The following is a 13898-nucleotide window of genomic DNA, read 5'->3' as shown; positions in this document are numbered from 1 at the left end:
GCGATGCTCGACAGCTATGGCATCGTCACCAAGAAGGCGGTCGCCGACAAGGTGGTCGGCGCGGCCGACATCTTCACCACCGCCGACAAGGAGGTGCCGACGCAAGCGGCGCAGGTGCAGAACCTGATCCTGCAGGGCTATGACGCCATCGTCATCAACGCTGCCTCGCCGGATGCGCTCAACGGCGCCATCAAGCAGGCCTGCGATGCCGGCATCACCGTCGTCTCCTTCGATGGCACCGTGACCGAGCCTTGCGCCTACCGCGTCGTCGTCGACTTCAAGGACATGGGCAAGCAGGAAGTCGAGCAGATGGCCAAGTTCCAGCCCAAGGGCGGCAATCTGCTTGAAATCCGCGGCCTTGCCGGCACCTCGATCGATGATGCCATCCATGCCGGCATCCTCGAAGGCGTCGCCGCCCATCCCGAGTTCAAGATCGTCGGTTCGGTGACCGGCGACTGGGACCAGACGACGGCGCAAAAGGCGGTGGCGACCATCCTGCCGTCGCTGCCCGACATCGTCGGCGTCGTCGATCAGGGCGGCGACGGTTACGGCGCCGCACAGGCCTTCGCCGCCGCCGGCAAGCCGCGCCCAACCATCATCATGGGCAACCGCCAGGACGAGTTGCAGTGGTGGAAGGAGCAGAAGGACAAGGACGGCTACCAGACCTGGTCGGCATCGATCGCGCCCGGCGTGTCATCGCTCGCCTTCTGGGTGGCGCAGCAGGTGCTCGACGGCCGCACCGATATTCCGCACGACCTGCTGGTGCCGTATCTGGCCTTCACGCAGGACGATTTCGAGGCCGAGCTGCCAAAGATCCCCAAGGGCGGCGTCGCCAGCCACGAATACACGCAGGAAGACGCGATCGCGGCCATCAAAGCCAACATCAAGTGAGTGTCGGCCAAGCGTTGCCGTCCGTATCGCCAAGCGAGTATCGTTGAGCATGCCCAGGGGTAACGCTGACATCATCAGACTGAACGGCGCCGAAAAGCATTTCGGCGCCGTTCGCGCGCTGGGTGGCGTGGATTTTCACGTCGGACCCGGCGAATGCGTCGGGCTCGTCGGCCACAATGGCGCCGGCAAATCGACGCTGATGCACATGGTGGCGGGCACGCTGGTGCCCGACAGCGGGCAGATCGGCGTGCATGGCGACACCGAGGACAACTACTCGGTGTCGCGCGCGCAGCAGCTCGGCATACGCTGCGTGTTTCAGGAACTGTCGCTGTGCCCCAATCTCAGCGTCGCCGAGAACACACGCATCAACCACGCTTCGCTGCGTGGCTTCGGCTGGCGGCGCAAGGCGGCCGAGCTGATCGCCGCCAAGCTCGACGAGATCTTTCCGGGTCATAGCATCTCGGCGTCGGACATTGTCGGCGACCTGTCGATCGGCCGTCGCCAGATGGTCGAAGTGGCGCGCGCCTTCACCGTCACCCAGGATCGTCTCGACCTCGTCATCCTCGACGAGCCGACATCGTCGCTCGACGCGCATACGGCGGGCCAGTTGCTGGCCTTCGTGCGCCGCTTCGTTGCCGGCGGCAAAAGCTGCATCCTGATCTCGCATGTGCTGGGGGAGGTGCTGCGCAACGCCGACCGCATCGTGGTGATGCGCGACGGCAAGGTGGTTGTCGCCGACGCCGCCACCGCCTTCGACCGTAACCGGCTGGTGACGGCGATGGGCGGCGCGGAAGCGCGCCAGAAGATCGCGGCGCAAATCGCTGCCGCCAAGCCCGCCGCCAGTCCGCTGAGGGTCCGGGCGCGGCCCGCCGCGCAGAAGGACGGCACCGACCTCGTCGCCTGCGCTGGGGAGATCATCGGCCTTGCCGGGCTGGCGGGCCACGGCCAGACCGATCTGCTGCTGGCGATCTTCCGCGGCGCCACGCGCGCCCGGGCCGGCATCGAGGTGACAGCGCCGGTGGCGCTGGTCGCCGGCGACCGCCAGTCGGACGGTATCTTTCCGGAATGGTCAATCGCCGAGAATATCGGCATCCGCTCGCTGGCGCGGCTGCGCAGCGGGCTGCTGATCTCGCCGCAGCGTGAGGCCGAGCTTGCTGCATTCTGGCAGAAGAAGATCGGCATCCGTACGCCTGATATGAACAACAACATTTTCTCGCTATCGGGCGGCAACCAGCAGAAGGCGCTGTTTGCGCGTGCGCTCGGCTCGGATGCACAGATCGTGCTGATGGACGACCCGATGCGCGGCGTCGACATCGGCACCAAGCTGGAGGTCTACGACCTCGTGCGCGAGGAGGCTGCCCGCGGCCGTACCTTCCTCTGGTACACCACGGAAACCGAAGAGCTCGACAATTGCGACCACATCTATGTCTTCAAGAACGGCCGCATCGTCGCCAATCTGCGTCGCGACGAGTTGACCGAAGAGAAGATCATCCAGTCCTCCTTCGGCGATGCGGCCTGAGATGACGGCGGCGACACTCGAAAACGGTCTCAAGGCGTCCGCGGCGCGCGGCAGCGCGGCACGCGCGCGCCTGCTGCGCGGATTGCTGCCGGCGCTGTCGCTGGCGTTGGTGCTCATCGCCATCGCCTGGCTCAACCCGCGCGCCATCAGCTATTTCGGCTTCAGCCTGATGCTGAACCTGGCGATCCCGATCGCGCTGGCGACGATCGCGCAGATGTTCGTCATCGCGGGCAACGAACTCGACCTGTCGATCGGCACCTTCGTCGGTTTCGTCGGCTGCGTCACCGCGACCTGGCTGAAGGACGCTCCGCTGATCGGCGTCGCCATACTGCTCGGCTCGATCGGCATCTATGCGCTGCTCGGGGCGCTGATCCATCTGCGCAATTTGCCGTCGATCGTGGTGACGCTCGGCATGAGCTTCGTCTGGCAGGGGCTGGCCATTCTCGTGCTGCCCAAGCCGGGCGGCAAGGCGCCGGACTGGCTGCTCGGGCTGATGGCGTTCAAGCCGCCTTTTGTGCCGTTCCCGATCATTGCGGCGCTGCTGATCGGCCTCATCGTCCATTTCGGCCTTATGCGCACCTCCTACGGCGTGATCTTGCGCGGCTCGGGCGGCAATCCGGCGGCGCTCGGTCGCGCCGGCTGGTCGCTGCTCCGAACCAAGATTGTGCTGTTTGCGCTCGCCGGCCTGTTCGGCGTGCTGTCCGGCATGGCGCTGATCGGTATCACCACCTCGGCCGACGCCAATATCGGCAATGGCTACACGCTGCTGGCGATCGCCGGCGTCATCCTCGGCGGCGGCGAATTCGTCGGCGGCCGGGTGTCGCCGATCGGTGCGGTGATCGGCGCGCTGACGCTGGCGCTGGCCGCCTCGCCGCTGCTCACCTTCATGCACATCCCGCCGGGCTGGCAGGTGGCCGCCAACGGCGCCATCCTGATCATCGTGCTGGCGGCGCGCGTGCTGATCAGCCGCAAGGAGAGGTGAGCGATGACATCGGTGAGATCGCTGCTTACCAAACCCTGGATCTGGTCGTTCATTGGCGCCTTGCTGGTGTGGCTGGCGACGATCGCCTTCACCGGCGGTTATGGCGGGGGTGGCATGGTGACGGCAGCCCTTTCGCTGGCGGTATTCACCGTCATTGTCGGCGTCGGCCAGATGTTCGTCATCACGCTGGGACCAGGCAATGTCGACCTGTCGCTGCCGGCCAATATCGGCCTTGCCAGCGCCGTCGCGATGAAGGTGATGGACGGCAACGATTCCATGATCGCGGTCGGGCTTTTGGCGGCACTTGCCTGCGGGGCGGCGATTGGCGCCGCCAACTACCTGCTGATCTGGGCGCTGCGCATCCCGCCGATCATCGCCACGCTATCGGCCAGCTTCATCATCCAGTCGATCGACATCAGCTATGGCCGCGGGCTGCAGATCAAGCCGCCGCCGGGCTTCGCCGATTTTGCCAACTGGCAGGTGCTGGGCATTCCGGTGCTGGCGATCCTCACGGTATTGTTCACCGTCGGCGCGGCCATCGCGCTGCAGCGTATGATCTATGGCCGCTCGGTGCTGGCGATCGGCCAGAACATTCGCGCGGCGTGGCTGGCCGGTGTCAATGTCGGCCGCATCCGCTTCCTCACCTACACGCTGTCGGGCGCGCTCGGCGGCATCGACGGCGCGCTGCTCGCCGGCTATTTCCGCGGCGCCAATGTCGACATCGGCAACGAATATCTGCTGGCCTCGATCGCCGTCGTCGTCATCGGCGGCACGTCGGTCGCCGGCGGCAAGGCCAATGTCCCCGGCGTCTGGGGCGCGGCTTTGTTCCTGGTGCTGCTTTTGACCATGCTCAACACGTTTGGGGTGAGCGCCGGGGTGCGGTTGCTGCTGACGGGGCTGATCATCGTCGGGGTGATCACGGCGGCGGGCGGGCAGAAGGCGCTGCGGTAGCCTCCGCCTTCGTCGTCCCAGACACCTTCAAGGCCTGTAATCATTGTGCCAGGCCGACATCCGGTTCCCTTCGACGTTATGGCGCTGTAAATCCCGTTCGCGTGGCCACGGCCGCTGAATAATGCTGGGAGGTTTGCGTGTCCGATTTTGTGAAGGTCAGCCGCGACGGCGACGTTGCCGTCGTCACCATCGACAATCCGCCGGTCAACGCGCTGAGCTTCCATGTCCGCGAACCGCTGATGCAGGCGCTGGTCGAATTGCGCGACGATGCGTCGGTTGCCGCCATAGTCATTGCATGCGCCGGCCGGACGTTTGTCGCCGGCGCCGACATCACCGAGTTCGGCAAGCCGATGCAGCAGCCCGAACTGCGCGCCATCGTGGCGACGCTGGAAACCATCGCCAAGCCGACGGTCGCAGCCATCCACGGCACCGCGCTCGGCGGCGGGCTGGAGCTGGCGCTGGGCTGCCATTTCCGTGTTGCCGATGCCGGCGCCAAGCTCGGCCTGCCGGAAGTCAAACTCGGCCTGCTGCCGGGTGGCGGTGGCACGGTACGGCTGCCGCGCCTTGTCGGCGCGGTGAAGGCGTTGAAGATGATCGTCTCAGGTGCGCCGATCGGCGCGACCGAGGCGCACGCCGCCGGTCTCGTCGATGCCGTCTTCGAAGGCGATCTGACCACGCATGCCGTGAACTTCGCTGGGGAAATCGCCCGCAAGGGTGGTCCCTTCACGCCGGTGCGCGATCGCAATGATGGTCTCAAGCAGACTGATCTCGCGGCGTTCGACGCCGGGGCTGCGGATCTTGCCAGGAAAGCGCGCGGCCTCGAGGCGCCGATCGCTTGTGCGCAGTCGGTGCGCAATGCCGTCACGCTGCCGTTCGATGCGGCACTGGCGGCAGAGCGTGCGCTGTTCGTCAAGCTGGTCGCCAGCGACCAATCGCGGGCGCAGCGCCATCTGTTCTTCGCCGAACGTGAGGCGACAAAGCTTCCAGGAAAAGACGTCGTCAAGCGCAGGATCGCCCGCGTCGGCGTCATCGGTGCCGGTACGATGGGCGGCGGCATTGCCATGGCCTTCGCCAATGGCGGATATCCCGTGACCTTGCTGGAAACCAGCCGTGAGGCATTGCAGCGTGGCTTGGCGACCATCGACAGGAACTACTCGGTTTCCGTCACGCGCGGTTCGCTCAGCGACGACGCCAAGCGGGAGCGGCTCGCCCAGTTCAAGGGCTCCACCGACTATGCCGATCTCGCCGATTGCGACCTGATCGTCGAGGCGGTGTTCGAGGACATGGCGGTCAAGAAGGAAGTGTTCGGCAAGCTCGAAGCCGTGGCGAAGCCCGGCGCGATCCTGGCCACCAACACCTCCTATCTCGACATCAACGAAATCGCTGCCTCGACCTCGCGGCCGCAGGATGTGCTCGGCCTGCATTTCTTTTCGCCGGCCAATGTCATGAAGCTCTTGGAGATCGTGCGCGCCGAGAAGACCGCGCCCGATGCGCTGGCGACATCAGTCGACCTGGCGAGGCGGATCGGCAAGGTGGCCGTCGTGGTCGGCGTCTGCCACGGCTTCGTCGGCAACCGCATGCTTGCCGCGCGGGGCTCGGAATCGGAAGCGCTTCTTCTGGAAGGCGCAACGCCCAGCCAGATCGACCAGGTGTTCACCGATTTCGGCTGGCCGATGGGGCCGTTCCAAATGGGCGATCTCGCCGGTCTCGATATTGGCTGGCGCAACCGCAAGGCACGCGGCCAGAAAGCCGTGATCGCCGACACGCTGTGCGAACAAGGACGTTTCGGCCAGAAGACCGGCCGGGGTTTTTACCTCTATGAGGCTGGCGCGCGCACGCCAGTGCCGGATCCCGAGGTTGAAGCGCTGATCCGCGACAAGGCCGCCGAGAAGGGTATCGCACCGCGTGCGATCAGTGCGGAGGAAATCGTAGAGCGCACGCTTTACCCCCTGATCAACGAGGGCGCCAAGATCCTGGAGGAAGGCATAGCGGCCCGTGCGTCCGACATCGATGTCGTCTGGGTCAATGGCTACGGCTTTCCCATCGGCAAGGGCGGACCGATGTTCTGGGTTGGCCTTGAAGGTCCGGCCAGGATCATCGAGCGGCTCGAATACTGGCATCAACGGACGGGCAAGGATGTGTTCAAGCCGGCGCCGTTGCTGAAGCGGATGGCCGAGACCGGGTCGTGGGAAGCCGGCGGTTAGAGAGCCTACCGGATCCGTGCATCGATGATCTCGACGAAGCGCGCGAACAGGCCGGCCTGCGACTTGATCTTGAGCTTGCGGTAGATGTTGCGGCGATGGACTTTCACGGTTCCCGGCACGATGCGCATGGCGCGGGCGATCGACTCCGTCGAATGCCCCTGCAACACCAGGTCGACGACATGCTTTTCGCGCGGCGTCAGCGACAGGCTCTGCCAGATATGGGCGCGGTCGAATTCGTTGACCATAGCGGCCGTCTCGTCCTGCTTCGCTTCCGCCGTTTCGTCGGCCGGAAGAGCAGGCCAGCGCAACCTGATGAAGCTGATCACCGCGGGAGCCATGTCGCGCAGCAATCTGGCATCGGCGGTGCCGAAAGGGCCTGAAGCGCGCAGCCGCATCAGCGACAACACCAGCGCATCCTTTCCCGGCAGCGGCACGAAGAAGCCGACCTCCTCGGCCAGCCTGGTCTGGCTGTAATAGGAGCGGAAATACTCGCTGGCATAGAAACGGTCCGGCGCCAGCTCGCGCATGCGCCAGAACCCTTCCTTGCGCTCGACCGCAGCGTGATGGAACGGATCGAGCAGATACGGCCCTTCCTGATAGAGCGCGACGAACACATGGCTCTCGGTGGGCGAGAAGGTCTCGAACAGCAGCGGCGGGCGCGAGGCGCCGCGATAGCCGAAGATCACGCAGTGGTCGAATCTAACGTGCTGCCGCAGCCACTCGACCAGCGCCTGGCCAAAGAGATCGCCGCTGGTCTCCCGCGTCGTCGCGACGAGCGTGGCGAGCCGGCTGTATTCGTCGCTGCGGGACAATGCATACCCCCTTAAACGAGAAAATAGATCAGATATACCACCTGAGAGGTATATACTAGCCGCCATTGGCTCTGGTAGCGTTCCGATATTGCCCTGTTGCTGGAGCCATCAGCCTTGACCGCAGTGCCCGACATCGAATTTCGCGGCGTCACCAAGCGCTATGGCGCGGTGACCGCGGTCAGCGGCATCGATCTCGCTGTCCCGCCCTCCGCCTTTGTCGCGCTGCTCGGTCCCTCCGGCTGCGGCAAGACCACCTGCCTGCGCATGATCGGCGGCTTCGAACAGCCGAGCGAAGGCCAGGTGTTCATTCGCGGCCAGGACATGGCCGGCACGCCGCCCTACCGGCGGCCGGTCAACATGGTGTTCCAGCAATACGCGCTGTTTCCGCATCTCGATGTCGAGGACAATGTCGCCTATGGGCTGCGCCAGGCGCGGCCAAGGCTGTCTTCGCGCGAGATCGCCTCAAGGGCGGGCGAGGCGCTCGAAATGGTGCGGCTCGCCGGCTATGGCCGCCGCAAGATCCACGAACTGTCGGGCGGCCAGCAGCAGCGTGTGGCGCTTGCCCGCGCCCTGGTCAACAAGCCGGCGGTGCTCTTGCTCGATGAGCCGCTGGCGGCGCTCGACAAGAAGCTGCGCACCGACATGCAGATCGAGCTGCAGAACCTGCAGCGCGAGATCGGCATCACCTTCGTGCTGGTCACGCACGACCAGGAGGAAGCGCTGTCGATGAGCGATTTCGTCTGCGTCATGAATGGCGGTCGCATCGTCCAGCTCGGGCAGCCGAGCGAGATCTATGACGAACCGGCCGACCTGTTTGTTGCCGATTTCGTCGGCAAGACCAATCTCTTGAGCGGTACTGTCGCCGGGCATTCGGGCGATCTGGTGGAGGTGGCGCTTGCCGACGGCACCGTCATTGCGGCGCGCAAACGGACCGCTTTGCAGCAGGGCGAGGTCGTTTCGGTCAGCCTGCGTCCTGAATCGCTCAGTCTCGGCGCCCAGGCAAGCGGCCCATTCAAGGGCATCGTCCGCAACCGGATATTCCTGGGCTCGACGGCGGAATACGCGATCGAGGTCAAGGGCATCGGAACGCTGCTGGCCAAAGCCGATCACCTGATCGGTCACGGCAACCTCTTCAAGCCGGGTGAACCCGTCGCCATCGGCTTTGCCTCCGGAACGCCGCTGGCGTTTGCGGAGACCAAGAACAACGGGGCCAACCAGAGGGTAGATAAACATGTCGAAATCATATCGTGACGGACTGCCGATAAGCCCTGAGAATTTCGTCGACCAGCTGATGCGTTTGAAGCGCGGCTCGATCGGCCGCCGCGACTTCCTCGGCCTCACCGGCCTTGGCATTGCCACGGCGGTGATGGCGCGCGAGATCGGCATCATGCCGACACCAGCCTTTGCCGCCGAAAGCCTTGGCGACCGCATGTCGATCGCCACCTGGCCGAACTATCACGACCCGGCGACCTTCGAGAACTTCAAGAAGGACACCGGCGTTGCCGTCGAGGTCAACGTGTTCGGCTCCAATGAGGAGATGCTGGCCAAGCTGCAGGCCGGGGCCTCGGGCTGGAGCCTGTTCGTGCCGACCAATTACACGATCTCGACCTACAAGAAGCTCGGCATCATCGAGCCGCTGGAGATGGCGAAGCTGCCGAATTTCGACGGCTCGCAAGAGGATCCGCGCTTCACCTCGGAGGGCACGATCGATGGGACGATCTACGCCGTGCCGAAGAACTGGGGCACCACCGGCTTTGCCGTCAACACCAAGAAGCTGACCAAGCCGATGACGAGCTGGAAGGAGTTCTGGGACACCGCCATGGCGGAAGGCGACAGCCGCACCATGGTGCATGACTACCAGCTGACCACGATCGGCAATGCGCTGAAATATTACGGCTACTCGTTCAATTCGCTCAAGCAGGACGAACTGGCCAAGGCGGAGGAGCTGCTGCTGAAGGTCAAGCCGCATCTGTTCGCGGTCTCCTCCGACTACCAGCCGGGGATGCGCGCCGGCGACGCGTGGATGACCATGTGCTGGACGAATGACGGCGCGCAGCTGCATCGCGACATTCCCGAGATCGCCTATGTGCTGGGCAAGGAAGGCGGCGAGATCTGGACCGATTTCTATGCCATTCCGAAAGACGCGCCGAACAAGCCCGCCGGTTACGCGCTGCTCAACTACCTGATGAATCCGCAGGTGGCGGTGAAGGAGCATTTGGCCAATGGTGCGCCGTCGACCGATGCGCGCGTCAACAAGCTGCTGCCCAAGGAGGTGCTCGACAACCCGATCCTCTATCCGGCAGCCGACCTGTTGACGCCGCTGGAATTCGGCGCGGCGGCAACGTTGACCGATCCGGGCCGCGCCGAATTGATGGCGCGCTTCAAGTCGGCCTGAGCGACGGCCTCAAATTCGACTCAGATAATTTGACCGGCGGGTTTATGCCCGCCGGCACCGGGGCAATCTTTCCATGCACGGCAGCCGTCTTCGCAGGAATTTTCTGACCGCCATGCTGCTCGGTCCGGCGACCGCGTGGCTGGTGGTGTTCCTGGTGCTGCCGTTCATCGCCATCGCCGTGTTCAGCGTCGGCGAACGCGCACCGGAAGGCGGCTATCAGGCCGCCTTTACGCTGGCGCAATATGCCAATCTTCCGGCGCGGGCGACCGCCTTCTGGAACACCATGGTGCTGGCGCCGGTGGGAGCGCTCGCCTGCCTTCTCGTCGCTTATCCCGTTGCCTACTATCTCGCCTTGCGCGCGCCGCAGCGCTGGCGGCTGATCCTGCTGGCGCTGGTCGTCATTCCGTTCTGGACCAGCCTGCTGATGCGGACCTATGCCTGGATGTACATTCTGGGCGGGCGCGGCATTCCGGCGCTGCTCGCCTTTGTCGGCATCGAGGATGTCAGGCTGATCAACACGCCGGGCGCGGTGCTGCTCGGCATCGTCTATGGCTACCTGCCGTTGATGATCCTGCCGATCTATGTCAGCCTCGAACGGCTTGACCGCAGGCTGCTGGAAGCCTCCGCCGATCTCGGCGCCACGCCACTATCGACTTTCCTGGGCGTGACCCTGAAACTGTCGTTGCCGGGCGTGATGACCGGCTTCTCGCTGGTCATGATCCTGCTGCTCGGCGAATATCTGATCCCGACGCTGCTTGGCGGCGGCAAGGTGTTCTTCATCGGCAATGCGCTGGTCGACCTGTTCCTGCAATCGCGCAACTGGCCGTTCGGATCGGCCATCGCCATCACGCTGGTGCTGGTCTCGGTGGAGGTGCTGATTGCCGCAAACCGCATTTCGACCCGAGTTTCGGGCGCGCGCCGGGTGGATCTGATCTGATGCGGGCTTTCGTCATTGCGGTGTTCGCTTTCCTCTATCTGCCGATCGCGCTGGTGGTGCTGTTTTCCTTCAACGCCGGCCACCATGCCAGCGAGTTCACCGGCTTTTCGGTGCAATGGTACGGCAAGGCACTGGCGAACCCGTTCCTGGTCGAAGCGCTGAAGAACAGCCTGTTCATCGCCACCACCAGCGCCTTGCTGGCGGCGCTGTGCGGCACCGCGGCGGCACTCGGCCTGGCGCGCGTCGGCGTGCGGACCCGCGCGGTCTTCGACGCACTTCTGGGCGCCGCGATCGTCGTTCCGGGCGTCGTGATCGGCATTTCGACTCTGGTCGCGCTCGTCCAATTGTTCACCGTGGTCAATCCGTTCCTCGCCTCGATCTGGCCGGACGACCAGCCGCCGCGGCTGGCGCTCGGCTACGGTTCGATCATCGCGGCGCACGGGCTGTTCTCGATGGCGCTGGTGACGATGATCGTCGGCACGCGGCTCGGCAGCCTCGACCGCAATCTGGTCGAGGCGTCGAGCGATCTCTACGCGACGCCGTTGACGACGTTCCGCTCGATCGTGCTGCCGCAGGTCATGCCGGCGGTCGTTGCCGGCTTCCTGCTCGCCTTCACCTTCTCCTTCGACGATTTCATCATCGCCTTCTTCGTCGCCGGCGCGCAGACGACGCTGCCGATCTATGTCTTCGCGTCGATCCGGCGCGGCGTGACGCCGGAGATCAACGCCATCGCGACGATCGTGCTCGTCGCTTCCGTGCTGCTCGTGGTGCTTGCCCAATGGCAGTTGCGCCAGCGCAAGCCGTCGAACTGAAAGCCGCATCATGATCCTCAAAGACCGCATCGCCGTGGTGACAGGCGCCGGCTCCGGCATCGGGCGCGCCGGCGCCATGATCATGGGCAGGGAAGGCGCGGTGGTCGTCATCGCCGACAGGGATCAGGCCGCCGGCGAAGCAACGGCTTCGGACATCCGCGCGGTCGGTGGCCAAGCCGAGGCGATCACGACCGATGTCGCTGATGATGCGGCGGTCGAACAGCTCATTGCCGGCACGCTCGACAGGCATGGGCGCATCGACATCCTGCACAATCACGCCGGCATCCAGATCGGCGGCACGCTGACCGAAGTGGAGGTCGGCGGCATGGATGCCTCGTGGCGGGTCAATGTGCGGGCGCAGTTCCTGGCGGCGAGACAGGTCATGCCCTCGATGATCGCGCAGGGCGGCGGGGTCATCCTCAACACCGCCTCCAATTCGGGCGTGTTCTACGACCGCGAGATGATCGCCTACGCAACCTCCAAACATGCGGTGGTGGCGATGACACGGCAGATGTCGCTCGACTATGCCCGTCACAATGTCCGCATTAACGCGCTCTGTCCGGGCTGGGTCGACACGCCGTTCAACGAACCGTTCATCGCCCAGATGGGCGGACGCGGGGCGATCGAAACCTATGTCCGCACCAAGATCCCGATGGGCCGCTGGGCCAGCGCCGATGAGATCGCCGAAGCGATCCTGTTCCTTGTCTCCGACCGTTCATCCTTCATGACCGGCCAGGCGCTGGTAATCGACGGCGGTGAAAGTATCGGCTGAGCCTTTTGCTTTCGCTATCAACTCCCCTGTTTTCAAAGCTTGTCCGATATACCACGCAAAGACTTTCACCCATGCCGCTGCTTGCCCGCAGGACTATAGTCCTGCCGGCATGGGACTTCAGTGCCATGGCCGTCCAAGAGCGTGAATTTGTGTTTGATATCAGTCGGTTAAGTTTCTGGCCGGGTGCCAGATCGCGTATTGAGACAGCATTTGTCTAAAGTTTACTCTGCACTATTAGCAATTCCTCATAGGACGGTCGCTTAGCGGTCGGGCCAGGGCGACGATTCCCGAGGAGATTACCATGACAAACCGGAAAACTCTGCTGGCGGCGCTTGCCGCATTGGCGCTCCTGGCATCTCCGGCGCTCGCCGGCAATGGGCACGGCGGTGGCGGTGGCAATGCCGGAGGCAACGGGCACGGCAACGGCGGTAGCAATGGCAACGGCGGCGGCAATGGCAAGAGCGGCGCTTCGCACGGCAAGTCGTCGTCGGCCCCCGGCCAGGTGGCCAAAGCGGACGACACCACGGTCGACAAGACCACCAAGGTCTCGTCCGTGCCCAAAGGCAAGAACATCCACGCCAAGCTTGGCCGGGTGAGCTCGCTGAAGCGCAACATCAATGCCTATATGAACTCGAAGAGCAAGAAATTCGCCGCCCTTCAGGCATTCGTGACGCAGTCCGCCAAAGCCAAGGTCGCTCAGGCCGCCGCCGACGCAGCACAGGCTAAGCTGGATGCGCTGACGTCCCTGACACCCGATCAGATTGCCGCGATGTCGCCCGAAGATCAGGCGGCCCTGCCTGGGAAGATAGCTGCTCTGCAGGCCGAGGTCGCTGCCGACAACGCTGCTGCTGCTGCGGCCGCGGTCGGCACCGATGATGCATCGCTCGACGCGGCATTGGCGGATATGGCCAACAAGCCCGTCGACGCCGCGGTCACGTCCTGGGCTCAAGACGTCCTTGCCGGCAAGATCGACCAGACGGCTGCCGCGATGCAGACGGAAACGACGCCGTAACGAACCGCCGCCGAAACGGTAGTGGTCAGTCAAAGAAGATGCCGCCGGGTTTCACTCGGCGGCATTGCCTTTTCCCGCTCATGGTCGGGCTGGCTATCCAGGGATAGCCACCGAGCTGGCGTCCAGGGATAGCCAGGCTCGAAACACTCAGACGTGCTTGCGGCCGCCGGTTTCGCGGAACCAGCTGTCGGGATAGGGATACCACCAGTCCTGGATCGCAGGCTTGTGGTCGATGATCACCATTTTGGAGCGGCGGAAGGCGTCGAGCCCCTGGCGTCCGAGCTCGCGGCCAAGGCCCGAGGCCTTCCAGCCGCCGAACGGCAGGGCATCGTTGTCGATCAGCGGGTTGTTGACCCAGACCATGCCGGCTTCGAGCCGTTCAGCCGCCTCGTGGGCTTCGGCCAGATTCGATGTGAACACCGAAGCGCCGAGCCCGAACGGGCTGTCATTGGCAAGCCGGATCGCCTCGTCGAAATCCCTGACCCGGCAGATGGCGGCGACGGGTCCAAAACACTCTTCGCGCACGATCGCCATATCAGGGGTGACGCCGGTCAGGATGGTCGGTTCGTAGAACCAGCCGATGTTGTGCGCCGGCGGGATGCGCCCGCCGG

13 protein-coding genes are annotated in these 13898 nt (G+C 64.5%); 11 read left to right on the top strand and 2 right to left on the bottom strand.

Annotation, left to right across the window (positions count from 1 at the left end; translation table 11 throughout):
• From EN884_RS06650 to EN884_RS06630, 5 genes are all read left to right on the top strand, one after another.
• The coding region (locus tag EN884_RS06650; RefSeq protein ID WP_128360506.1) for a substrate-binding domain-containing protein at positions 1–891 on the top strand (891 nt) is incomplete at its 5' end.
• Positions 892–940: 49 nt separating this feature from the next.
• Positions 941–2410: a sugar ABC transporter ATP-binding protein gene (locus tag EN884_RS06645; RefSeq protein WP_063169505.1), complete on the top strand. Its 1470-nt coding sequence runs from the start codon at positions 941–943 to the stop codon at positions 2408–2410.
• A gap of 1 nt (position 2411) precedes the next feature.
• Positions 2412–3392 carry an ABC transporter permease gene (locus EN884_RS06640; RefSeq protein ID WP_164894934.1) on the top strand — a complete coding sequence of 327 codons (981 nt, stop codon included), beginning with the start codon at positions 2412–2414 and terminating at the stop codon, positions 3390–3392.
• Between the two features lie 3 nt (positions 3393–3395).
• Positions 3396–4343 carry an ABC transporter permease gene (locus EN884_RS06635; protein ID WP_013528929.1) on the top strand — a complete coding sequence of 316 codons (948 nt, stop codon included), beginning with the start codon at positions 3396–3398 and terminating at the stop codon, positions 4341–4343.
• Between the two features lie 137 nt (positions 4344–4480).
• The gene (locus EN884_RS06630; RefSeq protein WP_063169503.1) at positions 4481–6547 is read left to right on the top strand and encodes a 3-hydroxyacyl-CoA dehydrogenase NAD-binding domain-containing protein; all 2067 of its coding nucleotides are present in this window, start codon (positions 4481–4483) and stop codon (positions 6545–6547) included.
• Between the two features lie 5 nt (positions 6548–6552).
• Here EN884_RS06630 and EN884_RS06625 read toward each other — a convergent pair whose 3' ends face one another.
• Complete coding sequence (locus tag EN884_RS06625; RefSeq protein ID WP_024504754.1) at positions 6553–7359, bottom strand: LuxR C-terminal-related transcriptional regulator; 807 nt, start codon at positions 7357–7359, stop codon at positions 6553–6555.
• Between the two features lie 114 nt (positions 7360–7473).
• Between EN884_RS06625 and EN884_RS06620 the strand changes: the two genes are divergently transcribed.
• The 6 genes from EN884_RS06620 to EN884_RS06595 all read left to right on the top strand — a co-directional run bounded on the left by EN884_RS06620 (position 7474) and on the right by EN884_RS06595 (position 13287).
• The gene (locus EN884_RS06620; RefSeq protein WP_013528932.1) at positions 7474–8610 is read left to right on the top strand and encodes an ABC transporter ATP-binding protein; all 1137 of its coding nucleotides are present in this window, start codon (positions 7474–7476) and stop codon (positions 8608–8610) included.
• Positions 8591–9754 (top strand): spermidine/putrescine ABC transporter substrate-binding protein, encoded by a 1164-nt coding sequence (locus EN884_RS06615; RefSeq protein WP_024504752.1) that lies wholly within the window; start codon positions 8591–8593, stop codon positions 9752–9754. The genes EN884_RS06620 and EN884_RS06615 overlap by 20 nt, the downstream gene beginning before the upstream one ends.
• Positions 9755–9827: 73 nt before the next feature.
• Positions 9828–10691, top strand: coding sequence for an ABC transporter permease (locus tag EN884_RS06610; RefSeq protein WP_063169502.1), 864 nt, complete (start codon positions 9828–9830; stop codon positions 10689–10691).
• A complete protein-coding gene (locus tag EN884_RS06605; RefSeq protein WP_063169501.1) occupies positions 10691–11503 on the top strand; it encodes an ABC transporter permease in 813 nt (270 codons plus the stop codon). Before EN884_RS06610 ends, EN884_RS06605 begins: the two co-directional genes overlap by 1 nt.
• A 10-nt stretch (positions 11504–11513) precedes the next feature.
• A complete protein-coding gene (locus EN884_RS06600) occupies positions 11514–12275 on the top strand; it encodes a glucose 1-dehydrogenase (protein WP_063169500.1) in 762 nt (253 codons plus the stop codon).
• A 301-nt stretch (positions 12276–12576) separates the two neighbouring features.
• Complete coding sequence (locus EN884_RS06595) at positions 12577–13287, top strand: hypothetical protein (RefSeq protein WP_063169499.1); 711 nt, start codon at positions 12577–12579, stop codon at positions 13285–13287.
• A gap of 147 nt (positions 13288–13434) precedes the next feature.
• On the opposite strand, the gene EN884_RS06590 is transcribed toward EN884_RS06595, so the two are convergent.
• Positions 13435–13898 (bottom strand): aldehyde dehydrogenase family protein (locus EN884_RS06590; RefSeq protein ID WP_128360504.1); only part of this gene is annotated, 464 nt, incomplete at its 5' end.

The sequence above is a fragment of the Mesorhizobium sp. M7A.F.Ca.AU.001.01.1.1 genome (assembly GCF_004022735.1).
Taxonomy (GTDB): Bacteria; Pseudomonadota; Alphaproteobacteria; order Rhizobiales; family Rhizobiaceae; genus Mesorhizobium; species Mesorhizobium ciceri.
Note: the sequence above shows the minus strand (reverse complement) of the source record. Positions and strands in the feature narration are given on the sequence as shown.

What these genes read in the sequence shown, in the direction of transcription:
- EN884_RS06645 (WP_063169505.1), top strand. Translation starts at nt 941, where the DNA reads ATGCCCAGGGGTAACGCTGACATCATCAGACTGAACGGCGCCGAAAAG.
- EN884_RS06640 (WP_164894934.1), top strand. Translation starts at nt 2,412, where the DNA reads ATGACGGCGGCGACACTCGAAAACGGTCTCAAGGCGTCCGCGGCGCGC.
- EN884_RS06635 (WP_013528929.1), top strand. Translation starts at nt 3,396, where the DNA reads ATGACATCGGTGAGATCGCTGCTTACCAAACCCTGGATCTGGTCGTTC.
- EN884_RS06615 (WP_024504752.1), top strand. Translation starts at nt 8,591, where the DNA reads ATGTCGAAATCATATCGTGACGGACTGCCGATAAGCCCTGAGAATTTC.
- EN884_RS06610 (WP_063169502.1), top strand. Translation starts at nt 9,828, where the DNA reads ATGCACGGCAGCCGTCTTCGCAGGAATTTTCTGACCGCCATGCTGCTC.
- EN884_RS06605 (WP_063169501.1), top strand. Translation starts at nt 10,691, where the DNA reads ATGCGGGCTTTCGTCATTGCGGTGTTCGCTTTCCTCTATCTGCCGATC.
- EN884_RS06600 (WP_063169500.1), top strand. Translation starts at nt 11,514, where the DNA reads ATGATCCTCAAAGACCGCATCGCCGTGGTGACAGGCGCCGGCTCCGGC.
- EN884_RS06595 (WP_063169499.1), top strand. Translation starts at nt 12,577, where the DNA reads ATGACAAACCGGAAAACTCTGCTGGCGGCGCTTGCCGCATTGGCGCTC.